The organism is Methanobacterium paludis (assembly GCF_000214725.1).
In the GTDB taxonomy this organism is placed as follows: domain Archaea; phylum Methanobacteriota; class Methanobacteria; order Methanobacteriales; family Methanobacteriaceae; genus Methanobacterium_C; species Methanobacterium_C paludis.
Genome location: NC_015574.1, coordinates 2189306 through 2215407 on the forward strand (window position 1 = coordinate 2189306; position 26102 = coordinate 2215407).

Here is a 26102-nt window from a genome sequence, read left to right on the forward strand (position 1 = left end):
ATTTCCAAATTCTGGTGGATTGATTACCAATTACTTTTACTAAAATTTGTCCCAAAAGCTCTTAGCCAGATATGATCATTGTTTACTGAACTTTTCCCAGTGCATCAGCTCTCCAATTTCCCGTCTTGTTGGAGGATAAGGTTTTTCGTCAGGGAATCCTACGGGTACAACTGCAACAGGTCTTAAAAAGTCCGGAAGATTCAGTATATCATGTGTAACAGCTTCATCGAACGTGCCCACCCAACATGCACCTAATCCTAGTGCATGGGCTGCAAGGAGCATGTTCTCAGTTGCGCATGCAGTATCTTGTATGCAGTAAAGATCTTTGCCCCTATCACCATATATTGACCCTGATCTCTCTTTGTTTGCACATAAAACCATTATTACTGGGGCTTCAGATACAAAATCCCGCAAATAAGCTGCTGCAGAGAGTTCAGTCTTTATCTTATCATCTCTCACAACTATAACTTCCCAACTCTGTATATTCCCTGCTGAAGGTGCCCACATACCAGCTTCCACAATTTTATGTATCAACTCATCACTGACAGGTTCTTTTTTGAATTTTCTTATGCTTCTTCTTCCTAAAATGGCCTCAAAAACGTCCACACTACCACAACCTTGAGCTATCCCAAAATTTTTATGATAATTGTATGATACTTTTGTCAGGCTTCATTCATCCAATTTTTGCATCCACAACAACGTGATAAACACCGGGAGAATAGGGTTTTATAATTCTCTTATTCAATATTTCAACACCACGGTCCCCTGCAGCTTCTTTTATCCTTTCAACAGGCCTTATAAACTTTAATTTATCCGGAACAGATTCATGATAATGCACCACTCCACCATCCTTAATTACTTCCATTGCAGTAGGAAGGTACTCATGGGTGTTTCCAATGTAGCCCATTAAAACCCTGTCTGCAATTCCCCTTGGTGCAGTTTCCCTGCAATCCCCAAGAATGGGCTCGACTATATCCTCAACCTTGTTCAAAACTGTGTTCTGGCACAGATAACCGTATGAAACAGGATTTATCTCAACTGAATAAATTTTAGCTGGTTTTGAGTGCACTGCCATTGGTATTGAGAAGTAACCAATTCCTGCAAACATATCCACAATTGTTTCACCATCTTCAGATATTGTAGACATTCTTTTACGTTCTCCAGTGTTGCCCTTTGACCACATGACCTTTGCAACATCCATTTTGAAGAGGCAATGATTTTCTTTGTGAACAGTCTCTGTACCATCACCCAATAAAACTTTAACTTCAGGTTCCCTCTTCAAACCATTAATACGACCTAATTTAACCACCCTATTGACCCCAGGTATTTCTAAAAGCCCATTGGGGTTCTCAACATCCTGTTTTACAACTAGAATGTCACCTATTACTTTACCCTTCATAAATTTAGTTACACTTGCGGATAATAAATAATTTGTTCAACAAATTAATCCACGCCACTTAAATAATTTATTTTTAATAATACTCCTAAAATTAGTTTTTTTTATCCTACAAAATGAAATTTTAATAAAATTTATAAAACACTACAGATTATTTACTTTACTTTAAATTAGGACTTAAATCATGCCCATCCATACTGTGCTAAAATCAGTAGAGCCAATAAATCAAATTTTAAGTTGTTAAAACTCTCTTTTTCAATAAAAGAGACAATAGAAAGTTTTTTATATATAAATGAGTAAAATATTATTATTAAATATTATTAAATAGAGGCGATTAAATGTCAAAGGAACTTGAAAAAGAAATACAAGAACAAATAAGAGGAATGTTAAACAGGGGCGAACTCGAAAAAGAAATACAGGACCAAATAAGGAAAGTGATAAATGGAGGCAAACTTGAAAAAGAAATACAAGAACAAATAAGAGGAATATTAATCAGGGGCGAACTCGAAAAAGAAATACAAACCCAAATAAGAGGAATGCTAAACAGAGGCGAACTCGAAAAAGAAATACAAGAACAAATAAGAGGTAAACAAAAATAAATCAAAAATCCGCCTAAAATTCAATAATTAATTTTTTTAATGTACTTTTTAACGTGATTTTCCGAATTATACCTATCAGATCTCTATCCACCTATCTGTACTTACATTATTAGTACATTGAGTATTTATCAGTACATTGAATATATTTCAATACGCTCATTTTCGGGAATATAGATAAAAAAAGTTTTTTACAAATTAAATTATTCCTTTTAAAATTGAAGTTGGTTTTAAAATTATGACATCCATACTCCACAAAATATCATAACTTGGTTAATTGTTGTATGAATTTTTAGTTAATAAAAAATTAAAATAAGTTATTTTATGGGAAATTTTGATGAAAATTTAACATGTTAAAACATTACAAACCTTCTGTTCTCTCTAAAATTCATTCAAAAACTTTTTTCAGTAGAAGGGATCATACTGAATGAGTAATAACATTTTAGTAACCCCATAAACCTGCCAAATAAGTTTTATTAAGACTTTAACTGTTTATAATAGATATTTCAGCGCTTAACCTAATATCTAGACGAATTAACCGATATTACGAGCATAGCGAAATGCAAAATATCCCATATCGGATATAAAGGTTTCTATTTGCTTACCTTTGCAAAGAGTTATATTACCTAATAAGAATCTTTAAATGTTAAATATGGAGGTGAAACTATGGGATCGTCTTTCAAGTCACCTGCTGACACAGCTAAAGCCTGTGTAGATATAGCCGAGCTAAAAGAAAAATCTCCTTTGGGAAATTTAATTCTTTTAAGCTTTTTAGCAGGTGCATATATTGCATTCGGAGGTCTTTTGGCCGAAGTAGTTACTGGAGGTATGGCAGCAGCAGGCGCCCCTCCAGGATTAGTTAAATTAATATTCGGTGCAGTGTTCCCTGTAGGTTTGATACTGGTCGTTATAGCTGGTTCTGAGCTGTTTACTGGAAACATTATGTACATGCCATTTGGAGTATTAAAAAATAAAGCAAGCATACTCGGACTTATCCGAAATTGGGTAGGAAGTTGGGTTTTCAACCTTGTAGGTGCTGTATTTGTGGCTTACTTTTTAGCAGTTGCAACAGGTATCCTAACAGCAGATCCTTGGGCAGCTACTGCAATGACTATCGCTAAAACTAAAGCGCTTGGTGGTGCATCATTCATAGCCGCAGGAAAAGTTACTAGTTCCCTCACTTGGACACAAGTTTTCTGGAGAGCTGTAGGTTGTAACTGGTTAGTTTGTCTTGCTGTTTATGTTGCTATTGCCTCAGATGATATTATTGGCAAAATAGTGGGTATATGGTTCCCAATATTCGCGTTCGTAGCAATAGGATTTGAGCACGTCGTTGCAAATATGTTCTTTATACCTGTTGGAATATTCCTTGGTGCCGTAACATGGTCACAGTTTTTCATAAACAACATGATACCAGCTACCTTAGGTAACATAGTAGGTGGAGCAGTATTCGTAACATGTATCTACTGGTACACTTATCTTAGAGGAACAGATAAAACAATACCTGCAGATTAATCCAACACTTTTAAGTGGTTTAACCTAAAACCACTTCTCCATTTTTTAGGCGAAAATTTAGAAACAATCATGCGATTTTTTTTCTTTTTTAATGTTGATCCAAAAAATCAACTTTGGAATTTTTTTTATATATTGCCCATTTGTTTGAATCTTGCAGTTAAAAACACATACCAAATACTAACTATTTTTTCTATTATTCTTCGTTTAAGTCCTATGAATCAGGGTAAGAATATTTTTTGCAATAATTTTATAGCTTAGCCCTCTAAATAATAAAACGAAAAGATTAATATTAAAACAAATCATATTCAAATAAAATAACATAAATGAATTCAAAAACGAACCATATTCAAGTAAAATGACATGTGGAGGAATTCAAAATGAGCAAAGTAAATAGACAGGATATTCTTAGTATTTTGGATGGATACGACAAGGATAATATAACAATTGCGACATTAGGAAGTCACACAGCCCTGCACATACTCAAAGGGGCAAAAAAAGAGGGATTTAGAACCGCAGTGGTCTGCGAAAAAGGACGTGAAGTTCCATACCAAAGGTTCAATGTTGCGGACGAATATATAATCGTGGACAAATTCAAGGACATAGTGAACGAAGACGTGCAGCAAAAACTCAGGGACATGAATAGTATAGTGGTCCCACATGGTTCATTCGTTGCATACGCTGGACTTGACAATGTAGAAGACAAATTTTACGTTCCAATGTTCGGTAACAGAGATGTACTACGCTGGGAAGCTGAAAGAGACCTTGAAAGGAAACTTATAACTGAATCCGGTATCAGAATGCCATTTAAGTATGAAAATCCATCTGATATTGACAGAGCAGTTATGGTAAAGTTCCCAGGCGCACGTGGAGGTCGTGGATACTTCGTTGCATCATCACCTGAAGAATTTGATTCTAAAATCGATTCAATGCTTAAGCGAAAATGGATAAGCGAAGAAGACATAGCAAAAGCCCACATTGAAGAATACGTTTCAGGTTGTAATTACTGCATCCACTACTTCTATTCAGCACTCAAGGATGAGGTAGAAATTCTGGGAATGGACAGCCGTTACGAATCTAATATAGATGGAATCTGCAGGATCCCAGCCAAAGATCAGCTTGAAGTAGGTCTTGATCCCTCCTATGTAGTGACAGGAAACCACCCAGTTGTTATGAGAGAATCACTACTTCCACAGGCCTTCGAAATCGGAGACAACCTTGTTAAAACCGCAAAAAAACTCGTAAAACCTGGAATGAATGGACCTTTCTGCCTACAAAGCCTCTGCACAGACAACCTGGAGATAGTTGTCTTTGAAATGAGTGCAAGGACAGACGGAGGAACCAACACATTTATGGATGGATCTCCATACAGCTACCTTCTATTCGGGGAGCCAATGAGCATGGGCCGTAGAATATCAAGGGAAATTAAAAATGGAATATCTGAAGACAAGTTAGACATTCTTATAACATAAATATCCTGTTTTTATAAATTGGTTTAATTTCAAATTTAATTAATTCCAATTTTTTTTTATCTCCTTAAAGGTCCTTTAAAAGTTTTATTTTTATTTATTTTTTACATTAACTAGAGAATTCATAGCTTATCCTAGCAAAATAGATTAAAAGATTTGTATCTTAATTAAAAAGTTAATTAAAAGGATAATAATTGAAATTTTCTTATAAAAATCTTATTTATCGAGTTACTAAGAGACCTACTTATTATTGTTGGAACCTAACATCTGCCTATAAGTTAGTAAAAAATGGACAATAAATGGATATTTAATTAAAGGAAAAGATTATAAGTAGTTTAAATGAAAATATTGGGAAAAGAAAGTTTTAAAAGAGATATAATGAAGGATCTAATTAAAAATTAAGAAACAATAAAACTAGTAATATTTATATAGAATGAATCTTACATATAGGCATAGAAAGTTTATTTGAGAACTATTTTTATTTGCCGTATTTTTTTCGAGGTGTATTTATGAACGATAAAGATCTATTAAAAGGGACTACAACTGTTGGTTTAACCTGTAAAGACGGTATTGTTTTCGCTACAGAAAGAAGAGCCACAATGGGTAATTTAGTAGCCCACAAGGTCGCAGAAAAAATATTTAAGATAGACGACCATATAGGCGCCACCATTGCAGGGTCTGTTTCTCATGCACAAGTCCTCATGAAATATATAAGCGCCGAAGTAGCACTTTACAGGCTCAGAAATGGTGCTATAATCAGCGTTGAAGCCGCAGCAACCCTCACAGCAAACATATTACATTCATCACCACTCTACGTTCAGACATTGTTAGGGGGAGTGGACAATAAAGGACCATCACTTTACTCACTCGACCCATCAGGTGGTGTGATGAAGGACATGATGATATCAACAGGTTCAGGATCACCAATGGCTTATGGTGTCCTTGAAGATCGTTACAATGAAGATATGTACGTTGATGAAGGTATTGATACTGCCATCAGAGCCATAAAATCTGCGATGGAAAGAGATACATTTTCAGGTAACGGCATACTAGTTGCTACCATTACTGCGGAGGAAGGCTTTAAAATGCTATCCGCTGAAGAGGTAGAAAAAAAAGTTAAAGAAATAAACTAATTTTCAATCTTAAATTTTTATTAAACTTTTTTATTACAATATAATTTGAAAATATTTAATTTGGAAAGTAAACACCAAAGTTTACGATTTATTTTCTATTTTTTAGAAGTGATTATATGGGTTCAGAGATTCAAGAAATTAAAAATACAATAGTACAAAGATTACCCAAACGAGTACAAGTGGCAAAGGTAGAATTTGAAGGTCCCGAAGTTGTGATCTACACCAAAAATCCCGAGATAATAACGGAAAATGGTGATCTCATAAGGGATCTTGCAAAAGATATCAGAAAGAGGATAATTATTCGATCAGATCGTTCTGTCCTCATGGAACCGGAAAAATCCATAGCAAAGATTCAGGAGATAGTTCCTGAAGATGCTAAAATAACCGATATCTCCTTTGACGATGTAACTTGTGAGGTAATAATAGAAGCCAGGAAACCGGGGCTTGTGATCGGTAAATACGGTTCAACATCAAGAGAAATAGTAAAACAGACAGGTTGGGCACCTAAAATTCTTAGGACACCACCCATAACATCTGAGGTTATACAAAGAGTAAGGAGGACACTTCGAAAGAATAGTAAAGAGCGTAAAAAGTTCTTACAGACACTTGGAAACAGAATTCACAGGGAAATGCCATCAGAAAATGAATGGACAAGATTAACATCCCTTGGAGGTTTCAGAGAAGTTGGAAGATCCTCACTATTTTTACAAACAACGAACAGTAAGATATTACTTGACTGTGGTGTTAACGTCGCAGGCACAGATGATAAAAGTTCATATCCCTACCTAAACGTTCCGGAATTTGTACTAGATGACCTGGATGCAGTTGTAATATCTCACGCACACCTTGACCACTCAGGATTCTTACCATACCTTTACCACTACGGATACGAGGGACCTGTATACTGCACAACACCTACAAGGGACTTAATGACACTCTTACAGCTTGATCATATAGATATAGCCCATAGGGAAGATAAACCATTACCATTTAACATTAAACACGTTAAAAAAAGCATTAAACACACTATTACCCTTGATTACGGCGAAGTAACTGATATAGCCCCAGATATCAGGTTAACACTTCACAACGCAGGACATATACTTGGTTCTGCCATCACACACATGCACATTGGTGACGGTCAGCACAACTTCGTTTACACTGGAGACTTCAAGTTTGAGAGAAGCAGACTCCTAGAGCCGGCAGTTGCCAAGTTCCCAAGGATAGAATCCATGGTCATGGAGAGTACCTACGGTGGCCACGAGGATGTGCAGCCAACACGCAACGATGCTGAGAAGGAACTTATAAAAACCATTTATCAAACACTGCAGCGTGGAGGAAAAGTTCTTATTCCAGTATTTGCTGTCGGACGTGCCCAGGAAATCATGATAGTTCTTGAAGAGTATATAAGGCACGGAATCATTGAAGAAGTTCCAGTCTACATCGACGGAATGATATGGGAAGCAACTGCAATCCATACAGCACGCCCAGAGTACCTAAGCAAGGACCTCCGGGATCAGATATTCCACATGGGTAAAAACCCATTCATATCAGACGTTTTCCACAAGGTAAACGGAGGAAACAACCGTCAGGAAATAATCGAAGGAGAACCATCAATTATCCTTTCAACATCTGGAATGTTAACAGGAGGAAACTCAGTTGATTACTTCAAATGGTTATGTGAGGACGAAAAAAACTCTATAATCTTTGTGGGATATCAGTCAGAAGGATCCCTGGGTAGAAGACTTCAGAAGGGTTGGAAAGAGATACCACTCAAAGAAGATGGTAAAACCAATGTTTACAATGTGAAAATGCAGATCAAGACTGTTCAGGGTTTCAGCGGACACTCAGACAGAAGGCAGCTCATGGATTACATAAGGAGATTGTCCCCAAAACCAGAGAAGATCATGATATGCCACGGAGACAATTACAAAACACTGGACCTTGCATCAAGTATATACAGGCAGTACAAGATCGAGACCAAAACTCCTATGAACCTTGAAACCATCCGGATCCAGTAACAGGAATTATTGATCAGATCCAACTTGATCCGAAATTAAGAAAGTTATTTCCTTACTTCCTATTTTTTTGGGATTTGATCTTAACTTTGGAGACTGTATCTTAAAGCTCTTTTAATGATTGCAATCTTTAAAATGGTTGCAAATTGATTCTTTTTAACTGATTCTACTTTGGATTTTTTTAAGATTCCCGAAAATTTTTGAGTATTAATTTTGAACTTAGTTTTGAACTTTTGAAAATCGATCCAAGATATAAAAAAGGTTTTTAGTCATTTATATTCCAATTATTCCAAAATAAAATGGATTATATATTAATTAGGGATTTTATCCAAAATTTGTCTATTTTAAATCCTTTAAACTTTTAAAAAATTTCAAAAAATAATTTAAACTTCATAATAACAGTTTTTATGGTATAAATATCTTAAAAAAAGGATATTAGTGGGACTAAATGCATAAATCCCTTCCAAAATCAAAAATTTTATATTTAATTTTATAAGATTTTTAGGTACTGATATTATCCCTAATTTTGAATTGAAGCCCAGAAATTCTTTATTAACAGTACCACAAAACTTAATAATTTGTAATTACAACATATTAATACTTATCTATCCAAGTAATATCTCAATTAATTTTTTAAAAACCATTTGAGGGGGGGTAGAGGTTGCATGGGGCTGAAATAACTTATAAAAAAGATTATTGTCCCATTAAGGTCTTTAAAAATTCAAATTTGGGCAGAAAACAAATTTACAAAGAGTATCTGAACAAAAATAACCTTAAAGAACTTGAAGATCTAGAAATGGTCTTGAACAGCCTGATCAAAAGCACCGTAGATCAAAAGTCAAAGGTAGGACTAGAGATCGTACTACTCCTCATATCACATAAAAGAAAAGACGTAAAAGCCTGCGCATTAGGAAATTTATACATTTTAGCCCGTGATGAATCGGTCAAAAACATTGCTATTAACGAATTAAAGGCAATGATATCTGATGAAAATCCACATGTCCGCAAATCTGCATTAGATTCACTGGAATTATATGCAAACGAAGCCAATACCCTGGAAGTAACTGAAATTATCTTGGAACTGTTAACTAGAATAAGAAAAAACATTCAAAGCATGAAAAATAATATTAAAACCAGTGCTAAACGTTTTAAATCCTTAAAAGTCAACAGTAAACTATTTTTAAACACATTTGGTAAGTTATTTAATAAAATACCAATCAATACACCAAAAATTAAGCAACGAATCACTCACTTTTACAATATACTGAATTATTTAACATACAAATACACCCTATTCTCCAAGATAGCCGAAATGTTTCCTGAACTAAGTGACATCAACGTTTTATTTGAAGAAAATTTTATTGAACAGGGAATAATACCATATTCAAGCATATCTAAGTTTGAATTAAAGCAAAAAGACCCTTTAAATGAATTAGCAACAATTTATGCCAACACTATCCTTGAAAAAGGACATTTACGCAGATTAAAAGCTTTTCTTGATGACGAAGATTACAGTATTCGAATGACTGGAGTTAATGCTTTAACCAATACAGCAAACATATTAATTAGTTCCAAAAAGAAAACATTTATAGAAAGTCTAAAGATCTCTTTAGTCAAGGTATATCCATTACTTAAACGAACTATCAGTACATAACATATTAAAAACAACAATAATTAAAATAATATCAAGAATTACACGGTGAATTTATGGTAACATACTCAGAATCAGGTGTTGACATAAGTCTTGAGGAGGCAACAGTTTCTGCGCTAACCTCAAAACTAAAGGAAACCCTTAACTTCAGGAACGTAATGACAGAAAGCGGACATTTCGCCGCACTGGTTAAACTTGGTGATAAAGCCATTGCAATGAGCACAGATGGTGTTGGAAGTAAGATACTCGTAGCTGAGATGATGAAAAAATACGACACTGTAGGTATAGACTGCGTTGCAATGGTAGTAAACGACATACTATGCGTTGGAGCAGAACCCATAGCAATGGTGGATTATTTGGCCGTTGAAAAACCCGATCCAGAAGCTGCAGCCCAGATAGGTGCAGGACTTGCAGAGGGAGCCAGACAGGCCAATGTTGCAATGATTGGCGGCGAAACTGCTTCATTACCCGAAATCATTAAGAATTTCGACCTTGCAGGTACAGGTATGGGGATCGTTGACAGCGATAAGGTAATAACAGGTAAAGATATTCATGAAGGCGACGTTTTAATAGGAATAGAAAGCAGTGGAATTCACAGCAACGGATTGAGTCTTGCAAGGAATATATTCTTTGAAGAATCTAATTTTAAAGTGGATGACCCCCTTCCAGATGATCCAGATACATCTGTGGGTTCTGCATTACTAAAACCAACCATAATATATGTAAACCCCATTACTGAACTTTTAAAAACGGATGTTGATGTCCATGGACTTGCCCACATAACTGGCGGCGGATTTACAAATCTTAAAAGGCTTAAAAAAGGCATTGGTTATGATATAAATAATTTACCCGAACCAAATCCTTTATTCATGTCTATATATTCTTTAGGCGTGCCGTTAGATGAGATGTATCATGTTTTTAATATGGGCATAGGTTTTGTTGTTATTGTAAGAGAAGACGATGCAGACAGAACCGTAAAGATTATAGAAAAGTATAACAAAGCTTATAGAATAGGGTATGTCTTCGAAGACCCTGAAGAAAAGGTTAAAATAAAAGCCTTTGATGAACGTATTATCACGTTATAATTTAATTAAAGTTTGTAAATTTTAAATTAATTACTTTTTGTGAATTAATTACTGAATTACAAACTAGTTTTAATTTATAAACTAATTCAACTTATAAAATCAAATTTTGAAGGTGCAGAGATGAATATAACAATAGAACAGGAAAGATCAATAGTTATCGAGATCCTAAAAAGGATGGACGTGCCCGAAGAAGACGCAGAAATCGTTGCAGATGTAACCGTAGACGCAGATCTCAAAGGGTTCACATCCCACGGAATTGGCAGATTCCCCCAATATATTAAAGGATTAAAGTTAGGTTTCATAAACCCCAGCTCAGAAATAACAATTGAAAAGGAGACTGTTTCAACAGCCCTTATAAATGGTAACCATGGATTTGGACAAGTTGTAACGTACAAAGGTATGGAACTTGCAATGGAAAAGGCACATGAAACAGGTATAGGACTTGTTGGGATACACGATTCAAACCATTTCGGTGTTACAGGCTACTACTCAGATATGGCCCTAATGAAAAACATGATCGGAGTAGTAATAGCCAACACAGAACCTGCAGTGGCCCCTTTAGGTGGAAAAGAGCCAATAATTGGTACAAACCCCATAGCAATCGGCATACCCTCAAACAAAAATTACATATCTGTAGATATGGCAACATCTGCATCAGCAAGGGGAAAACTTATTGAAGCAGCACGTAAAGGTGAAAAAATCCCTGAAAACGTTGCACTGGACGCCGAGGGACATCCAACAATAGATCCTGAGGAAGCCCTCAAGGGTTCAATACTACCATTTGGAGCCCACAAAGGTTACGCACTTTCATTCATGATAGAAATACTCGCAGGACCCTTGGTAAAGGCTGCTTTTGGTAAAAAAGTCACTGGAACGGCCAGTTCAGATGAGATATGTACCAAAGGAGATCTTATAACAGTCATAGACCCTACGAAACTCTGCGACATTGAAAAGTTCAAAGAAGATGTAGACGATTTCGTAGAAGAAATTAAAGCTCCTGGAAATGTTTTCATACCCGGGGACATGGAAGTGCGCAACGTTGAAAATCACAAAAAAGCAGGAATTGGCCTGGACGATAAACTCTTAAATCAGCTTAAAGAAATAGCTGAGGAAGTATCATTCGATCTTGAGGGTTTTTTAGGTGAATAATTCTCAAATTAAGGTGTGTTAATGGACAGTAGCCAAGCAGTTTATGATGCACTCAAGACAGCAGGGATAAACTTTATAGTCACCCTGCCATGCGTTAACCTTGGAAAAATACTGGATATGGTAGAATGCGACCCTGAAATAATCCATGTACCAGTTACAAGGGAAGAGGAAGGTTTTGGAATCTGTGCCGGGGCATTCATGGGTGGGAAAAAACCTGCAATACTCATGCAAAATTCAGGTCTCGGTAATTCTGTAAATGTGCTGGCATCACTTTTCAAGCTTTACAACTTCCCAGTTCTCATGATCATGAGCCACAGGGGGACTCTGGGTGAGAAGATATCTGCCCAAATGCCCATGGGAAAGGCCACACCAAAGGTTCTTGATGCACTGGACATACCTCACTTCAATCCTAAAACACCTGCAGAGGCATTGAAGGTTATTCCAGATGCATGGAACCTTTCAGAAACTGGAGGCACACCTGTGGGGATATTGCTTGATATCACATTTTGGTGATGAAAACAAATTTAACCTTTAATTTCTTTTTGATCTTCTTTTTTGATTAGATACTAAAAAGAAATTTTTTTACTGATTTCTTTTGAAATATATAAAACAAGTTTTTATTTTTCTGATTTATTATTCGTTACCTTTAACTCTTTGAATCTATCATTTATTTATTTGATTATTTTACTCTGATTAAAACAGCTTTTACTTTCTTGCAAATCTTGCACCCATATCAAAGGCTTTTTCACAGTCCTTTGGAAATATCTCTTCTTTTCTTTTAAGTTTTGCTTCAGGGTCAAAACGTGAAGAAACATATTTAGAGTAATCGTTGAATTGATAAGTATCTGTAACAATTAATGACTCCGATTTTCCAATTATGCGTTCAACAAAACTTTCTGAAAGTTTAAACTGTTCAAGGTAACCTATTTCTTTCATCACTTCCTCAGTTACCCCCATGGTATAAATAAAACCTACAGGTATCCTTTTAGGGAAAAGTGTTGATCCTTCATTATCATAAACCAGATAAGGGAATATTAACCTCTCAAAAAAGGATCTCATCTCACCTGTGGCTGTTCCAAGGTAAATTGGAGATCCAAGGATCAGTGCATCGCTTTCAGTGATTCTATCAAGAATTGGGGTTAGATCATCCTTGATGTTGCATCTACCGTAGCTTTTTCCACCCTTCAACTTACAGGCAAAACAGCTTTTACAACCTTTATAATTGATATCATACAGGTTTACAAGTTCTGTTTCTGCCCCCTGTGATCTGGCCCCTTCAAGGGCTTTTTCAAGCAGCGTTGCAGTGTTCCATTTCTTTCTCGGGCTTCCATTAATTGCAATGACCTTCATTGTATACCCCCAATTTATCAGCAATCCAATGTTATTTCCCATCAAGTAAATTTTCTTTATTTCAACAAATAAACCTAACTGACCAAGTTTTTACCTGATTCTCTGGCTTTTTTCAAGACCTCTTCCTTGTTTTTAACTTCACCAGGGGCCTGGTTTCCGTTTGAGGAAAGTACTTCCTTGACGTTGTAGCCTAAAAGGTTGAACATGTCTCTTGTGGAATTTATGTACCCTTCAAACATTTTTTCGTCTGGGTTTCCCTGTGAGAAAACAAGTGCCACGTCTTTTTTGCCGTATTTTTCTTCAAATCCTGTCATGAAGAATGCGTAAAGTCTATCTGTGAATAGTTTTGCCTGGGCTGACATCTGCCACATGTAAATAGGAGCACCCAGTACGAAAGCATCGGCTTCTTTTATTTTTTTATAAATGGTCTGCATGTCATCGTCTGTTGCACAATCGCCATTATTACCTTTGCAGTGCTGGCAAGCCTGGCAAGGTTTAATATCCATTTTATTCAGATTGAAAATTTCTGTTTCTGCCCCTTCCTCAGAAGCTCCTTTCAACATTTCTCCAACGAGAATCTCAGTATTCCCGCCCTCCCTTGGGCTTCCTACAAATCCTACTACTTTCATGTTAAACCTCCAAATTTTGTATCTCAACAACAAACTGTTGTATGTACAAACATATATAAGGTTTTCTACCATACTAAAAAAAGGAACTGTCTTTGGTAACAATCCATGAATATTTTGTTGATGCTAACTACCAACAATATTTCATTTAAAGAATAATTTTTATATCAATAAGAACATATTATTTCCCAGCTTAAAAACAGTTTTTTCATTTTTAAGTATTTTATAACCATTAAAGTCAAGGAGAAGAGATCATGGGCGATGGATCCCTGTGCAATTGTTTATACTTCACAAGCAACCGATTATCAAGAGTATTAACTAAGATGGCAGAAGAAGAGTTCAAATCAACGGGCCTTTTCCCATCACAAGCCCTAGCACTCATGATAATCAACGACAAACCCGGAATATCCCAGAACGATCTCAGCCGTGAGCTTGATATAAAACCCTCAACAACATCCCGTTTTATAGACAAACTCGAACATAAAAACCTTGTCAAAAGAGAAGTTAAAGGAAAATCCTCTTTTCTTTATTCAACAGCCGATGGATTGTCTTTAATGGAAAAAATAGATACCTGCTGGAAGAACCTTTTTCAACGGTACTCCACAGTTTTAGGGCAGGAAGAAGGGGCAAAATTAACTAATGCCATTCATAATGCAGTTGACAAACTTGAAAAAGAATTATAACCCTTAATTTAATTAATGGTGATCATTCTAAATCATTCATGGAATATGTAGAATAATGGGGAAATTTTAGAATAATTGAAATTTTTATTTTTATGAAAATGTAATTGAACAATAAGGTGCAAAAAAATGAAGAGAATAGACGCTATTTCCAAGATCATCCAAGAGCTTGATGATGAACTGGTGATCTGCAACATAGGATTCCCATCAAGGGAGCTTTACCATGTCAAAGATTCTAAAACCCATTTCTATATGTTGGGTTCAATGGGCATGGCATCATCCATTGGTTTAGGACTTGCAATGTCCGTTGACAGGAAAGTCGTGGTCTTCGACGGTGACGGCTCCGTGCTTATGAACATGGGAAGTCTTGTAACCACCTACAATCAGAAACCAGAGAATTTAATACTGGTAGTACTTGACAACGAGTGCTACGGCTCAACAGGATGCCAGACCACCTACGCTTCAAACCTTGACCTTGGAAAAGTAGCTGAAGCCGTTGGATTTGAGAGAATTTTCTTCTTTAAAGATGAAATAAACTTTAAGGATGTATTAAAAGTTAAAGGTCCTGTTTTTGTCCATATGAAGGTTGAAAAGGGTAATGCAAAAGTTCCAATAATTGATATGCATGCTACAACCATCAAAGACAGATTTATGAAAGAAGTTTGCAGAGAATAAGAATACGGATTATAATTTTATAGATCTAAAATTTATTTTCTTTATTCTTTAAGGTTTCTATAAGGATAATGATGGAAATAATCAAAGTAATTTTCTGAAATTACACAGAATTTCCTAAATTATGCTGGAATTATATCTGAATTATCTGAATTATTTTTGCAAATATCTAGATGTCAAATTTAAATGTAAAATTTGCAGATGTGAACCTAAGTTATGAAGAATAAAAATGAGTATAATGAAAATATGGAATAGAATTGATTAAAAAAGAATTGATTAAAAATAGGAAATATAGAAAAAGAATAGTCAATTTGTCTTTTAACTTCTTCTCCTTTTGAATTCATCTAAAATCTCGTCCAGTTCCACACCTTTATAAACCATAAGGACCATTGTGTGGAAAAAGAGATCTACAGCTTCATAAACAAGGTTTTCATCGTTTTTAGAGGCAATTATAACTTCAGCAGCTTCTTCACCTACCTTTTCAAGTATCTTGTCCTCTGCCCTTTTGTCGCTGTCCTGCATAAGGTGTGATGTGTATGAATCTACGGGGTTATCGCGTCTGTCCTCCAAAACCCTGTAAACCTCCCTTATTATCTCTTCTTTCACTTTTTAATCTCCTTTTTAAGGCTGAATTCCTTTTTAATGCTTCCTGTTATTGCGATAAGTGGGTGCTGTGCGTCGTCTATTACTTCAATATCCTCAAATGAGAATATACCATTTTTATCGGCTGTTTTCTCAAGTCCAAGTACCATATCCTTATCAATCTGGATCACATAAGAATCAATCTCATCGTAACCCAGTTTACGGGCTGCAACTGTCCTATGATGTCCATCAACAAGAACAAAACGGTTTCCAACTTTAACAACTATGGTTGGCTCTGCAAGACCCCTCTTAAGTTCGTAAGTCCTTCCCTGTAATTCATCGGCGTATATTTTGTCCTGGGTCGGTCTGAGATTCTTTATTGGCACTTTCATACGCACCAGTTTGGTTTTGATGTCATAAAGTTGTTCCAGAGTTTTTTTGAAGTAGTTAACCTTCAGTGGAGTGGACCTCTCGATGTGTGAGCGGACAATATCAGTATTTGTTAATATACCAACCAATTTACTTGCTTTATCCACAACAGGAAGTCTTGATATCCCCATACGGAACATTACCCTTGCTGCATCCGTTATTGGCATTTCATGGTCTGCAACCACCACGTCCGTTGACATTATACCGCTGACCTCGGGTACCCATTCTTTGAGGAGAAGATCAAAAGCCGTCACCATTCCAATTACTTCCCCATTGGTTTTAACTGGAAATCCATCGTGTCCTGTGGCCTTCATAAGCTCTATAACTTCCTCATTAGGCGTATCAGGTGTCACTGTTATAACATCTCTGGTCATATAATCTTTTACTAAAGCTGAACTCGTCATTCAAATCTCCTATAACTTAGAATCACTTTTTCCATAATACTTTATTATCAAATTCTATTTTAACAATTCTATGATATGGAATATGTGTTCCTTCTTTTAATATTAAGAATCCACCTTCTAACTTTTCTATAGAAATTCCATCAATTGTTTTAAGGTTTCCTTGTACCCCTCTATGGATGTAGGTTATTTTTGTTCCATCAATCTCCATTTCAGGATGCCATAAAATCATGTTTATGATGTTTTTCGCCATCTTGAAACCTATTTCCTAAATTTATTAAAAATCTATTCTAAATAAACTTAGTTTTTTGGTTTATAGCAAGTATGTTTAAATTCTATTCCTTCAGATATCCCTCAATAAGCTTAAAAGTTTCACCGGGATCAGCTTTACCCCTTGTAATCCTCATAACCTGTCCTATTAAGAAGTTCATTGCATTTTTCTTACCTTCATGGTAATCTGAAACAGCTTCAGGGTTTTCATTTATGGCCTGTTTCACTGCATTCATCACAACATCTTCCTCAACAACACCAATTAGGCCTAAATCCTCTGCGATCTTATGGGGCATGACATGGTTTTTAGGCAGCTTCTCCACGATCCTTTGTCCTGCTTTAGTTGTGATTTTCTTATCTTGTAACATACTGAGAAGATCTATTATTTGTGCAGGGGTTATTTCACTTTCCTTGAAGCTCATCTTGTTGTAGTAAATCACTCTTTTCAGTTCATCCCTCATCCAAAGTGCTGCAAATTCAGGATCCACAGTTTTTGCAACTTCTTCAAATGCATTTGCAAGCTCTAATTCAGATGTAAGAACTTTTGCATGGGTTTTTTCGATTCCATACTCCTCGACAAACCGATCTGTCTTTATATGTGATGGTTCAGGCATTGCTTCCCTTATGGCCTCAACTCGAGCTTCTTCAGCAAGCATTGGAGGTAGATCAGGATCTGGTATGTATCTGTAATCTTCTGCTTCTTCTTTAAGACGCATTGGAACCGTTATCATCTGTGACTCAAGAAATGCTCTTGTTTCCTGTTTTATTTCTATTCCTCGTTTAAGGAGGTTTTTCTGACGAACCATCTCAAACTTGAGGGCCTTGTAAGCCCCTTTTATGGAGTTTATGTTCTTGATCTCGGCCCTTTTACCGCCTTCAAGGGAAATGTTCACGTCTGCACGCATGGTTCCCTCTCCACGTGCACTACCACTGTACTCCAACACCCTTATAAGTTCTTTAAGAAATGTACGTGCCTCTTCGGGCGATTTCATGTCCGGCTCTGTCACGATCTCAATTAAAGGTATTCCAGACCTGTTAAAGTCAACGATTCCAAGATCCGGTTTGTACTGGCCCGGGTCCTCCTCAAGGTGAACTTCCCTTATTCTTATACCGTTGAGATCTCCCTCGTACCCTATTGGTACTGAGGTTCTCTGGTAACCTGAAGACAGGTCAGGGTAGTCGTAGTGTTTACGCTGGAAGTAGGTCATATCTGGTGATATTTTACAAGCAAGCATTAAGGCTATTTTCACAGCCCCATCAAGTGCCTCTTTATTTGGAGGGTATGGCTTGGCTCCGGGTTGATTCAAACAAACATGACATATGTTTGAGTTTGCAGGAGCATCCTGATAATTTGTATGGCATGTGCAGAATAATTTAGAATCAGTTTCAAGCTGAACGTGAATTTCCAATCCGCATTTCATCTTAATGGTTATTCCTCCTTGAAAATTAAATGAATTTTACTGTGAGTGTAAATTTTTTATTTGAATATTTTTTTAATAGTTAATTTTTTTAATAGTTAACCCTTATCTTGTTCTGATTTATTATTGAGACACTGATCAATATATCTTTTTATAAAGGGCTCAACTTTTGGATCAGGAATTTTACCTGTCTTCAGCATGCAAAAATCTGTAAAAGTACCTTCAAGTTCTCGACCTGCCCATAAAACCTCATTTTCGGCCCTTTTAGCATATCCTGTTCCAAACATCTTAAATAATGGGAACTTGGTAATTCCAGTGGCACCTGCAAGAATTAGAGGACCTATGTTAGCCAGGTTATCTGTCCAAGTGCCTGTGATTATCTTAAGTTTAGGAAATTTAATCCTGGTGGCTGCAACAACCCCTGCATAATATAAAGATGCAGGTTGAGGCTCGTTCTCATAGATAGTATCTTTGTGTGGGTTTAGAGAGTAGAAAGTCACCCTGTTTATTCCAACGGTTTGTATCATGTCCCAAAGATATTTCAGATCATCTGGAGTTTCTCCAAGACCCAAAATAATTGTTATTGCTTTTTCAAACCCTAGATCTCCTGCAAGTTCAAGCATCTCAACTATATCGTCAAGAGATTTGCTTGGACAGATTTTATCATGAAGTTCAGGGTTTGCAACTTCCACAGCCCCAGTTACCCCTGCTATTTCTTCTCCGTAGGCATCAAGATCTTTCGTTATGCCCACGTTAAGCCAGACAGGTTTTCCAGTTATCTTGTGGATACTTTCACATATGTTTTTTATCTCAGGAGTAGTGAAAGCACCATAACCACCTGATAGAAATTCTACATTCCATCCCAATCTCTTTGTGAGTTCTGCTTCTGCAAAAATTGATTCTTCACTTCTACGTGCCTTTGCTGGTTCTCGGATCTTGGACTTCTGGGAGGACATATAACAAAATGCGCAGTCTCCCTTTTCGCACCACCATGAAAGGAAAATTGCCCGTTCAAGGGATATTTTATTCCCATGTTCTTTTAAGGTGATTTCGTTGGCCTTGTTGATGAGTTCAATGGTTTGAAAGCTTTTGATTTTTCTGATGAGATTCATGTTTACCTTTTCTCTCAATTTAGTGAATTTCATTGGGAATTCATTGCTGAAGAATTCAATAGGCATTGCTGAAGAATTCAATAGGGAATTAATTTAATTCAAATATTTCATGTATTAATTCGTGTATCCCATTTTTAACGTTCGTTTAACTTAAATTTTTAATTAGTGAATCATTCTCAAGTTCAGTTTGATCTTGTCTATGATCTAAACAATATTAATTTTGTTTTAATAGATAAAAATTTTTTACGTTGAAGTTAGGTTGATAAAATAAATGACACATTAAACAAATAATAGATATACTAGAATATAGTTAAATAAACTTTGGAAATAAATAGGATTAAAATAAATTTAATGTGGTTATTTAATGAATTATCCTGCTAAAGTTAAATGAAAATAGTACGTTAGATGAATTGGTCATGGAACTGTTCATTTAAGTTAAATTTTTAATGTAAGCTAATTTAAAATCGGTACGCCCCTTTAACTCTATAAAATATGATTTACTATTATTTTATGATTATAGTTCATTTTAAATAGTACAATTGGGCATATAGAGATTTTAAGCACATGCTAAAATCCAAGTCAAATCCAAAACGTTTATATAATATAAATATCTACCTAGAACATACATCTTGGTATGCTGTGTTTTGTAAATCTTGCAAACTTTAGGTAGTACTTTGCAGGCTTTCTTGGCATTCTGCCGCCGTAGCTCAGTAGGTAGAGCGTTCGACTGTTAATCGATTGGTCACAGGTTCGAGCCCTGTCGGCGGCGCTCTGGGCCCATAGCTTAGCCAGGTAGAGCGCCCGGCTCATAACCGGGCGGCCATGGGTTCGAACCCCATTGGGCCCATTTTGTATTCATTAATAAAATATTATTTGAAAATTCGATAAATAATTGCTCCGGTGGTGTAGTCCGGCCAATCATTTCGGCCTTTCGAGCCGAAGACTCGGGTTCGAATCCCGGCCGGAGCATTTTTAAATTTTGAAGTTTTAGTTTGAAATGATTTTAGATCATTCTAACAACATACCATGCAATGTGCAATTGCGGGGGTGCCCGAGTCAGGTCAAAGGGGACAGGCTTAGGACCTGTTGGCATAGGCCTACCAGGGTTCGAACCCCTGCCCCCGCACTCAAAAGATAAATTTCATATGCCGGGGTAGGGTAGGTGGTTATCCTACGGGACTGTGGATCCCGCGACTCGGGTTCGAATCTCGGCCCCGGCCTTAATATTACCAAACAATTGTCAAAACTACTATTTTTTAAACCTAAATTTGAGAATTATAAAACTTATTCTTATATGTTTCTTCTTCAGTTTTCTTTGGTTACGGATGATCTACGTCTTTTCCAGTCAGTTTACTAAAACTTCTGAAGTCAAAACTTTTTTAAATGATATCAGAAGTCTTTATGCCATTTTATTTCCTATTCTGTATTCTTATTCTGATAAATTTTCCATTTTGTTTACTATCTAAGTTAGCTACCATTTTTTTGTTGATAGTGTTTTTCTATAGTGCTTGAAAATTAAAACAGGAATTAAAGACAATACACATTGAATTAGAAAAATTACTTATACAATATTCTACAGAATTGCTTTTATATGAGTTACCTATTAACTTAGCAGTGTTGTGGCAGTCATGATAAAAATGGAAAGAACTTGTGGTTCGATTAAATGTGATGTTATACAAAACGGGGAAAAAATAGGGCATATGGATGGGGTCAACTTAACGCAATGGTTTGTTAAGAATAAATACCGATACACTGGAACATTTTCAAGATTTATTACAACAAATCCCCTTGAAAGCCATTCCGGAATAAACGTGGACATAATATTTGGTGATAGAACTATTGTCATCAAAGATGCCCGAGTAGAATGGATGAAAAGCACCACCAGAAACGGCACGTTCCACGCTGAGAAAGTGGAAAGTTATGAGATTCAATAACTGTGTTTCAATTGATACCTGGTGAAATAATGGTTACATAGTGAAATAATGGGGAATAACTATTTTTTCAAAAAATATTTTAAAAATTAAATTTTGATGTCCAAATTATTTTAAAGTCTGATTAATATGAGCAAAACAGGATCAAAGGAAGAAAGAGACCTCGTAAAAATGTTATGGGATGCAGATTGTGCAGCCATGAGAGCCCCAGCATCAGGTGGTGCAACTAAAAAACCTCTTCCTGATGTGATTGCAGGTAATGGAAAGATCTATCTGGCCATTGAAGTTAAATCATCCTCAAAAGACAGAATATATATCGATTCTCCAAAAATAGAGGGCCTGCTAGAGTTTTCAGGGACTTTTGGAGCCCAACCCTACCTTGGAGCCAAGTTCAACTACATGAAATGGCGGTTTTTAAAATTAGAAGACCTGAAAAAAACTAAAAACGGAAATTACAGGGTAGACAGAGAGTTGGTACTGGAAAAAGGTCTGGAACTGGATGAGATTATTGGGAAAGACAGGCAGATGAAATTCTGATCAATTTATATATCAATTTGTATACGATTGTATACGATAATTTGTAACATAGACTAAAATTTCAGGGAAGGTGTTTAAATGGATCGAAAAATAACTATACTGGTTTTAGTGATCTTTATTTGTTTAATTGCAGGAGCAGCTGCCATTGTATTTACAACAAACACCGTTAATGACGGTATAGCTCAAGAACAGAATACCACACAAACGAACGAATCGAATACATCTAATACAACAGTATCTGGAATTCAAGTGTTGGCAACTCAAAAAGGACCATCAACAGCTCATAAAGGTGAGAACATAACCATCAATTACACCATTGCCAACACTGGCAGTCAGACCGTGTACAATGTTAAAGCCCTCGACCAAAATTTTGATAAAACTCTAGGAACCCTAAAATCTGGTGAAAGCAAAAACTTCCAGTACATTATACACATACCCACAGATAAAGAAGTTCAAGAGGATTTCAGCTCTAATGCAACCGTATCCAACCCATTTTATATCGGAGGGTTTGCAGTGACATACACAGATGCCAAAGGTTCAACATATTCCTTAAACGCCAACAAACTGGAAATAAAATTGGTATAAATGGTAAATTTTTAGTAAACTTTTAGAACCCTTGACCTTTAGTGGCCTGACCTTGAATTATTCTGTCATTAAGGGATTTAGGGGTTATTTCCCTTTTTTTCTTTGACTTAAGTTGTTAACTCAAGTTCGGATCAATCTTTTAACTAATCTGATTAAGCTGGTTAAACCCAAAGCTGATTAAGCTGTTTAACTGTATTTTTTGAATGTTTCCTTTAGCTAAATCTTTAATCTATGCTAATTTTTATATAACCAACATTAATGGGATTAAGTTAATGGATTAATATTCTTATTCCTATTTTTAGCTCAGTTAAGGTTTAATTTCAACCTTTTCAACCTCTTCAGAACTATTATCACCCTTTTTATAGGCAACAACTGCAGCGTAAGTCACACCAAGAATTAATGGCCCTAATATAAACCCAACAACACCCATTACTATGGGTCCGCAAAGGAATCCCAATAAAAATATCAAAGGATGAATATCTGCATATTTACCGGCAAGTTTGGGCCTTATATAAACATCAATTATGCTTAAAGAAGTTCCCAGTGCCAAAACCTCAACTGCCCTTATGTAGTTCCCAATGAATATATCGTAGATTGCCAGAGCAGCAATTGTTGGCCAGTGCCCTATAATGGGTATGAGCTGGAAAAATCCAGTAAGCACACCAAGGAACAGAGGATATGGATATCCAAGTATTCCAAACCCAATACCCGCTATTGTACCTGTTATAATGGCTGTGAGGAAGTGTCCAACAAATATGCTCTTTAAAACTCTATCTATTTCCTCAGAAAGTCTTTTGAAGTAGCTTTCGAGGTTTTCCGGTACTGCATAAACAATGTACTCCCAGAGTTTGTCACCATCCCTTGCAAAGTAGAAGGTTGATGCAAAAAATATGAAAAGATCAAGTGCAACCATTGGTACAGATTCCAGGAGTTTGAAAAGATATTCAGTCACACTTTTAAGGATATCAGCCGCCGCTACATCAAGTGAGTTAAGAACAGATGTGAGATACGGGGATCCTGCAGGCAGATAATGGTTAACAACAGGATAATTCTGGATGCTTGTACTGCTTATGCTACTTAAATTAATGCTTTTCAAAGATACAATTATTGCAGGGGTTGCCTGTATAATAGTACTTATAAAAAGGGCCAAAACGGCTATAAGGGGGATTATAATAATTATCATTGCCAAAACTATTGCAAAGGACCTGAATTTAAGATAAGGTTCCATTCTTCGGGATAATGGCCTAACACCATATGCAAAAAGAGCCCCAAGTATTATAATACTGAGCATGGGAGTTAAAACAAAGAGGGACAGTACGAGAAGTAATAAAACCACAAAAATAGCAGATGCTAAGGTTCCTTTTAATTTGTAAATCATTTATTTATCACCGTGTATAATTTTAATCTTTATAAAAAAGTATGAATTTTCCAATCATTGATAATGAAATTATTTAATATGATTTATGGTACACCAATTTATAGTACCCATCGATTGAAAATTTTAACATGACTTACATAGTTTACATAGACAATTAAAAAAAAAGTATTTCGAATGTATCATGGCATCTGATGTTTTACACCAGAAGCATCTCTCCTGTACTTTCCAAATTCAGATATCATTCTAACCTCATCTGTCCAGAATACCGGACCTTCAACGCATACTCTCCATCCAACATCATCAACACAGCACTGTCCGCAGATGCCCACACCGCATTTCATGTATCTTTCCAGTGAGAACTGTGCCGGAACCTTGAACTTATCAACAAGCTGGAATACCTTTTTCATCATGATCTCCGGACCGCAGGTAACAACCATATCATAATCATTTTTTAATAATGCTTTTTCAGCCAGATCGGTACCAAAGCCGCAGAACCCTTGACTACCATCATCTGTGCAGGTTAAAAGTTTAGCTCCGGATTTTTCAATTCTTTCTGTAAATACCAGCTCGTCTGCAGTTGCTGCTGCACTTACAACGTCCACTTTCATTCCTCTACGACATGCTTCTTCAGTAAAAGCTATTATCGGAGCCATTCCTATGCCTCCACCCACAGCAAGGATCTTTGAACCTTTCATTTGGAATCCATGTCCATAAGGTCCTCTGAGGCCCAGTTTATCCCCAACTTTCATATTGTGAAGAGCTTCTGTGAATTTACCCACAATTCTAATGGATATTCCAATTTCATCCTTCACAGAGTCTATTATGGAAATGGACATGGGTTTTTCATCCTTGAAGTTCCATACCATCATGAACTGGCCTGGAGCCTCATCTTCCACCTTCCAATCAAAAATAAATGTTTTAACTGTTGGGGTTTCTTCTATTATCCTTTTTATTTCAAGAACTTTTGGAACGTGCATAAATATCATACCTTTATCCTTTAACCATCATAATTCCAATACAGTTTATAATCAATAAATAACCATCAACGCAGACTATTTAAATAACCATCAACGCAGATTATTCCTTCGAATAATTCCAGTAAACCATTTCTTAAAATCCGTGACTCCTTCCTTATTCATTTAATCAACATTCATCACAGTTATTGCAGTTTATGTTGGTTTCATAAATGGGACAATCCCACCATCTCTTCAACAGAGTCGTAACCCTTTTCAATGATAAACTTCTCAAGTCCAGTGCAAAGATCTGCAAATATGTCCAATCCATGGTACATGACTGCTGTTCCAACCTGTACAACCCTTGCACCGGCGTATAAAAATTCAACAACGTCTTTGTAGTCAGTTATGCCGCCAACACCAATTATTGGTACGTTTACAGCTTCGTAAACATCAAAAACACATCGAAGTGCGACAGGTTTTACAGCAGGTCCTGACATTCCACCAAAACGATTGCTGAGTATAGGTTTAGCTGTTTCAAGGTCTATGCGCATGCCCGGTCCCAGGGAGTTTATCATGGTCAGGGCATCACAGCCTGCCTTCTCTGCAGCTACTGCCACTTCAACTATGTCCGTGACGTTTGGTGTAAGTTTTACAAAAACCGGACATCTCACATTCTTCTTAACAGCTTTGACTATTTCTGCAGTTAGATCTGGATCCTGACCTATTGCGGCTCCGCATCCTCCCATTGCATGGGGACAGGATACGTTGAGTTCAACTGCATCTACTTTTCCATCGATCCTTCCGGCTATCACCGAAAACTCATGGGGGTTAGCCCCGTAGATCGATGCAACAGCAGGAACAGATCCATCGAGTTTTTTCAGTTCCCCCTCAAAGTTTTCAACACCCGGGTTTGAGAGTCCAATGGCATTTATGACCCCTCCTGTCACCTCCACAGTTGTGGGATTAACGTAACCCTTGTTTGGCACTAATCCAAATGATTTTGTTACAACAGCCCCCGCCCCACTTCTTGCAGCCCAGTTAAGTGAAGCTGCTGTGCTCCCAAGCACTCCTGCTGCCAGCATGGTGGGGTTTTTCATTTTAATATTGCATAGTTCCGTTTCCAGCATGAATTCACCTACTTATAACCTTGTGATAGAAAGTTTAAA

Annotated in this window: 26 protein-coding genes and 5 tRNA genes; 19 read left to right on the forward strand and 12 right to left on the reverse strand. The window is 36.5% G+C overall.

Translation table 11 applies throughout. The features are described 5' to 3' along the window. Window positions 1–75: 75 nt before the first annotated feature. On the reverse strand, window positions 76–606 hold the full coding sequence (locus MSWAN_RS10345) for a nitroreductase family protein (protein WP_013826599.1): 531 nt from the start codon (window positions 604–606) through the stop codon (window positions 76–78). 67 nt (window positions 607–673) lie between these two features. Further along, window positions 674–1399 carry a class I SAM-dependent methyltransferase gene (locus MSWAN_RS10350; RefSeq protein WP_013826600.1) on the reverse strand — a complete coding sequence of 242 codons (726 nt, stop codon included), beginning with the start codon at window positions 1397–1399 and terminating at the stop codon, window positions 674–676. Between the two features lie 335 nt (window positions 1400–1734). Here MSWAN_RS10350 and MSWAN_RS10355 point away from each other — a divergent pair, with 335 nt between their 5' ends. The 9 genes from MSWAN_RS10355 (at window position 1735) to comD (ending at window position 12522) form a co-directional block, all read left to right on the forward strand. Beyond that, window positions 1735–1995, forward strand: coding sequence for a hypothetical protein (locus MSWAN_RS10355; RefSeq protein WP_013826601.1), 261 nt, complete (start codon window positions 1735–1737; stop codon window positions 1993–1995). A 663-nt stretch (window positions 1996–2658) separates the two neighbouring features. Continuing rightward, window positions 2659–3507: a formate/nitrite transporter family protein gene (locus tag MSWAN_RS10360; protein ID WP_013826602.1), complete on the forward strand. Its 849-nt coding sequence runs from the start codon at window positions 2659–2661 to the stop codon at window positions 3505–3507. 377 nt (window positions 3508–3884) lie between these two features. Continuing rightward, entirely contained in the window at window positions 3885–4976 is a 1092-nt protein-coding gene (locus MSWAN_RS10365; RefSeq protein WP_013826603.1) for a formate--phosphoribosylaminoimidazolecarboxamide ligase, read from the forward strand. 506 nt (window positions 4977–5482) lie between these two features. Beyond that, window positions 5483–6106, forward strand: a complete 624-nt coding sequence (gene psmB / locus MSWAN_RS10370; protein ID WP_013826604.1) for an archaeal proteasome endopeptidase complex subunit beta — start codon at window positions 5483–5485, stop codon at window positions 6104–6106. Window positions 6107–6222: 116 nt separating this feature from the next. After that, window positions 6223–8127 carry a beta-CASP ribonuclease aCPSF1 gene (locus MSWAN_RS10375; RefSeq protein ID WP_013826605.1) on the forward strand — a complete coding sequence of 635 codons (1905 nt, stop codon included), beginning with the start codon at window positions 6223–6225 and terminating at the stop codon, window positions 8125–8127. Between the two features lie 658 nt (window positions 8128–8785). After that, window positions 8786–9778, forward strand: coding sequence for a HEAT domain-containing protein (locus MSWAN_RS10380; RefSeq protein ID WP_013826606.1), 993 nt, complete (start codon window positions 8786–8788; stop codon window positions 9776–9778). Between the two features lie 53 nt (window positions 9779–9831). Continuing rightward, complete coding sequence (purM, locus tag MSWAN_RS10385) at window positions 9832–10860, forward strand: phosphoribosylformylglycinamidine cyclo-ligase (protein ID WP_013826607.1); 1029 nt, start codon at window positions 9832–9834, stop codon at window positions 10858–10860. A 120-nt stretch (window positions 10861–10980) separates the two neighbouring features. Next, the gene (gene comC / locus MSWAN_RS10390; protein ID WP_013826608.1) at window positions 10981–12009 is read left to right on the forward strand and encodes an L-sulfolactate dehydrogenase; all 1029 of its coding nucleotides are present in this window, start codon (window positions 10981–10983) and stop codon (window positions 12007–12009) included. A 21-nt stretch (window positions 12010–12030) separates the two neighbouring features. Next, complete coding sequence (gene comD / locus MSWAN_RS10395; protein WP_013826609.1) at window positions 12031–12522, forward strand: sulfopyruvate decarboxylase subunit alpha; 492 nt, start codon at window positions 12031–12033, stop codon at window positions 12520–12522. A gap of 192 nt (window positions 12523–12714) precedes the next feature. On the opposite strand, the gene MSWAN_RS10400 is transcribed toward comD, so the two are convergent. Continuing rightward, a complete protein-coding gene (locus tag MSWAN_RS10400) occupies window positions 12715–13359 on the reverse strand; it encodes a flavodoxin family protein (protein ID WP_013826610.1) in 645 nt (214 codons plus the stop codon). Window positions 13360–13433: 74 nt separating this feature from the next. Then, a complete protein-coding gene (locus tag MSWAN_RS10405) occupies window positions 13434–13988 on the reverse strand; it encodes a flavodoxin family protein (protein ID WP_013826611.1) in 555 nt (184 codons plus the stop codon). A gap of 251 nt (window positions 13989–14239) precedes the next feature. Here MSWAN_RS10405 and MSWAN_RS10410 point away from each other — a divergent pair, with 251 nt between their 5' ends. Both MSWAN_RS10410 and comE read left to right on the forward strand, forming a co-directional pair. Beyond that, window positions 14240–14668, forward strand: a complete 429-nt coding sequence (locus MSWAN_RS10410) for a MarR family winged helix-turn-helix transcriptional regulator (RefSeq protein WP_013826612.1) — start codon at window positions 14240–14242, stop codon at window positions 14666–14668. 126 nt (window positions 14669–14794) lie between these two features. Then, a complete protein-coding gene (gene comE / locus MSWAN_RS10415; protein WP_013826613.1) occupies window positions 14795–15340 on the forward strand; it encodes a sulfopyruvate decarboxylase subunit beta in 546 nt (181 codons plus the stop codon). Between the two features lie 315 nt (window positions 15341–15655). On the opposite strand, the gene hisE is transcribed toward comE, so the two are convergent. The 5 genes from hisE to MSWAN_RS10440 form a co-directional block, all read right to left on the reverse strand. Further along, window positions 15656–15943: a phosphoribosyl-ATP diphosphatase gene (hisE, locus tag MSWAN_RS10420; RefSeq protein ID WP_013826614.1), complete on the reverse strand. Its 288-nt coding sequence runs from the start codon at window positions 15941–15943 to the stop codon at window positions 15656–15658. Beyond that, window positions 15940–16752: a CBS domain-containing ParB/RepB/Spo0J family partition protein gene (locus MSWAN_RS10425; RefSeq protein WP_013826615.1), complete on the reverse strand. Its 813-nt coding sequence runs from the start codon at window positions 16750–16752 to the stop codon at window positions 15940–15942. The genes hisE and MSWAN_RS10425 overlap by 4 nt, the downstream gene beginning before the upstream one ends. Before the next feature lie 22 nt (window positions 16753–16774). After that, a complete protein-coding gene (locus MSWAN_RS10430; RefSeq protein ID WP_013826616.1) occupies window positions 16775–17002 on the reverse strand; it encodes a DUF504 domain-containing protein in 228 nt (75 codons plus the stop codon). Between the two features lie 82 nt (window positions 17003–17084). Continuing rightward, on the reverse strand, window positions 17085–18440 hold the full coding sequence (gatB, locus tag MSWAN_RS10435) for an Asp-tRNA(Asn)/Glu-tRNA(Gln) amidotransferase subunit GatB (protein WP_013826617.1): 1356 nt from the start codon (window positions 18438–18440) through the stop codon (window positions 17085–17087). Between the two features lie 95 nt (window positions 18441–18535). Then, complete coding sequence (locus tag MSWAN_RS10440) at window positions 18536–19549, reverse strand: radical SAM protein (RefSeq protein WP_048188101.1); 1014 nt, start codon at window positions 19547–19549, stop codon at window positions 18536–18538. A 696-nt stretch (window positions 19550–20245) separates the two neighbouring features. Here MSWAN_RS10440 and MSWAN_RS10445 point away from each other — a divergent pair. The 8 genes from MSWAN_RS10445 (at window position 20246) to MSWAN_RS10480 (ending at window position 22602) form a co-directional block, all read left to right on the forward strand. Further along, a tRNA-Asn gene (locus MSWAN_RS10445) sits at window positions 20246–20318 on the forward strand. A gap of 4 nt (window positions 20319–20322) precedes the next feature. Further along, a tRNA-Ile gene (locus MSWAN_RS10450) sits at window positions 20323–20396 on the forward strand. A gap of 47 nt (window positions 20397–20443) precedes the next feature. Next, window positions 20444–20518 (forward strand) — tRNA-Glu (locus tag MSWAN_RS10455). Between the two features lie 72 nt (window positions 20519–20590). Continuing rightward, a tRNA-Leu gene (locus MSWAN_RS10460) sits at window positions 20591–20675 on the forward strand. A 21-nt stretch (window positions 20676–20696) separates the two neighbouring features. Continuing rightward, a tRNA-His gene (locus tag MSWAN_RS10465) sits at window positions 20697–20769 on the forward strand. A gap of 408 nt (window positions 20770–21177) precedes the next feature. After that, the gene (locus MSWAN_RS10470; protein WP_013826619.1) at window positions 21178–21483 is read left to right on the forward strand and encodes a hypothetical protein; all 306 of its coding nucleotides are present in this window, start codon (window positions 21178–21180) and stop codon (window positions 21481–21483) included. A 126-nt stretch (window positions 21484–21609) separates the two neighbouring features. After that, on the forward strand, window positions 21610–22017 hold the full coding sequence (gene hjc / locus MSWAN_RS10475; protein WP_013826620.1) for a Holliday junction resolvase Hjc: 408 nt from the start codon (window positions 21610–21612) through the stop codon (window positions 22015–22017). Between the two features lie 78 nt (window positions 22018–22095). After that, window positions 22096–22602, forward strand: a complete 507-nt coding sequence (locus MSWAN_RS10480; protein WP_013826621.1) for a CARDB domain-containing protein — start codon at window positions 22096–22098, stop codon at window positions 22600–22602. A 307-nt stretch (window positions 22603–22909) separates the two neighbouring features. Here the strand turns inward: MSWAN_RS10480 and MSWAN_RS10485 are convergent, their stop codons facing one another. The 3 genes from MSWAN_RS10485 to MSWAN_RS10495 all read right to left on the reverse strand — a co-directional run bounded on the left by MSWAN_RS10485 (window position 22910) and on the right by MSWAN_RS10495 (window position 26063). Beyond that, window positions 22910–23980, reverse strand: coding sequence for an AI-2E family transporter (locus MSWAN_RS10485; RefSeq protein ID WP_013826622.1), 1071 nt, complete (start codon window positions 23978–23980; stop codon window positions 22910–22912). A gap of 179 nt (window positions 23981–24159) precedes the next feature. Further along, window positions 24160–24957 (reverse strand): dihydroorotate dehydrogenase electron transfer subunit, encoded by a 798-nt coding sequence (locus MSWAN_RS10490; protein WP_048188458.1) that lies wholly within the window; start codon window positions 24955–24957, stop codon window positions 24160–24162. 203 nt (window positions 24958–25160) lie between these two features. Beyond that, a complete protein-coding gene (locus tag MSWAN_RS10495; protein WP_013826624.1) occupies window positions 25161–26063 on the reverse strand; it encodes a dihydroorotate dehydrogenase in 903 nt (300 codons plus the stop codon). Window positions 26064–26102: the final 39 nt, after the last annotated feature.

What these genes read in the sequence shown, in the direction of transcription:
- MSWAN_RS10350 (WP_013826600.1), bottom strand. Translation starts at nt 1,399, where the DNA reads ATGAAGGGTAAAGTAATAGGTGACATTCTAGTTGTAAAACAGGATGTT.
- MSWAN_RS10355 (WP_013826601.1), top strand. Translation starts at nt 1,735, where the DNA reads ATGTCAAAGGAACTTGAAAAAGAAATACAAGAACAAATAAGAGGAATG.
- MSWAN_RS10360 (WP_013826602.1), top strand. Translation starts at nt 2,659, where the DNA reads ATGGGATCGTCTTTCAAGTCACCTGCTGACACAGCTAAAGCCTGTGTA.
- MSWAN_RS10365 (WP_013826603.1), top strand. Translation starts at nt 3,885, where the DNA reads ATGAGCAAAGTAAATAGACAGGATATTCTTAGTATTTTGGATGGATAC.
- psmB (WP_013826604.1), top strand. Translation starts at nt 5,483, where the DNA reads ATGAACGATAAAGATCTATTAAAAGGGACTACAACTGTTGGTTTAACC.
- MSWAN_RS10375 (WP_013826605.1), top strand. Translation starts at nt 6,223, where the DNA reads ATGGGTTCAGAGATTCAAGAAATTAAAAATACAATAGTACAAAGATTA.
- purM (WP_013826607.1), top strand. Translation starts at nt 9,832, where the DNA reads ATGGTAACATACTCAGAATCAGGTGTTGACATAAGTCTTGAGGAGGCA.
- comC (WP_013826608.1), top strand. Translation starts at nt 10,981, where the DNA reads ATGAATATAACAATAGAACAGGAAAGATCAATAGTTATCGAGATCCTA.
- comD (WP_013826609.1), top strand. Translation starts at nt 12,031, where the DNA reads ATGGACAGTAGCCAAGCAGTTTATGATGCACTCAAGACAGCAGGGATA.
- MSWAN_RS10400 (WP_013826610.1), bottom strand. Translation starts at nt 13,359, where the DNA reads ATGAAGGTCATTGCAATTAATGGAAGCCCGAGAAAGAAATGGAACACT.
- MSWAN_RS10405 (WP_013826611.1), bottom strand. Translation starts at nt 13,988, where the DNA reads ATGAAAGTAGTAGGATTTGTAGGAAGCCCAAGGGAGGGCGGGAATACT.
- MSWAN_RS10410 (WP_013826612.1), top strand. Translation starts at nt 14,240, where the DNA reads ATGGGCGATGGATCCCTGTGCAATTGTTTATACTTCACAAGCAACCGA.
- comE (WP_013826613.1), top strand. Translation starts at nt 14,795, where the DNA reads ATGAAGAGAATAGACGCTATTTCCAAGATCATCCAAGAGCTTGATGAT.
- MSWAN_RS10425 (WP_013826615.1), bottom strand. Translation starts at nt 16,752, where the DNA reads ATGACGAGTTCAGCTTTAGTAAAAGATTATATGACCAGAGATGTTATA.
- MSWAN_RS10430 (WP_013826616.1), bottom strand. Translation starts at nt 17,002, where the DNA reads ATGGCGAAAAACATCATAAACATGATTTTATGGCATCCTGAAATGGAG.
- gatB (WP_013826617.1), bottom strand. Translation starts at nt 18,440, where the DNA reads ATGAAATGCGGATTGGAAATTCACGTTCAGCTTGAAACTGATTCTAAA.
- MSWAN_RS10440 (WP_048188101.1), bottom strand. Translation starts at nt 19,549, where the DNA reads ATGAATCTCATCAGAAAAATCAAAAGCTTTCAAACCATTGAACTCATC.
- MSWAN_RS10470 (WP_013826619.1), top strand. Translation starts at nt 21,178, where the DNA reads ATGATAAAAATGGAAAGAACTTGTGGTTCGATTAAATGTGATGTTATA.
- hjc (WP_013826620.1), top strand. Translation starts at nt 21,610, where the DNA reads ATGAGCAAAACAGGATCAAAGGAAGAAAGAGACCTCGTAAAAATGTTA.
- MSWAN_RS10480 (WP_013826621.1), top strand. Translation starts at nt 22,096, where the DNA reads ATGGATCGAAAAATAACTATACTGGTTTTAGTGATCTTTATTTGTTTA.
- MSWAN_RS10485 (WP_013826622.1), bottom strand. Translation starts at nt 23,980, where the DNA reads ATGATTTACAAATTAAAAGGAACCTTAGCATCTGCTATTTTTGTGGTT.
- MSWAN_RS10490 (WP_048188458.1), bottom strand. Translation starts at nt 24,957, where the DNA reads ATGCACGTTCCAAAAGTTCTTGAAATAAAAAGGATAATAGAAGAAACC.
- MSWAN_RS10495 (WP_013826624.1), bottom strand. Translation starts at nt 26,063, where the DNA reads ATGCTGGAAACGGAACTATGCAATATTAAAATGAAAAACCCCACCATG.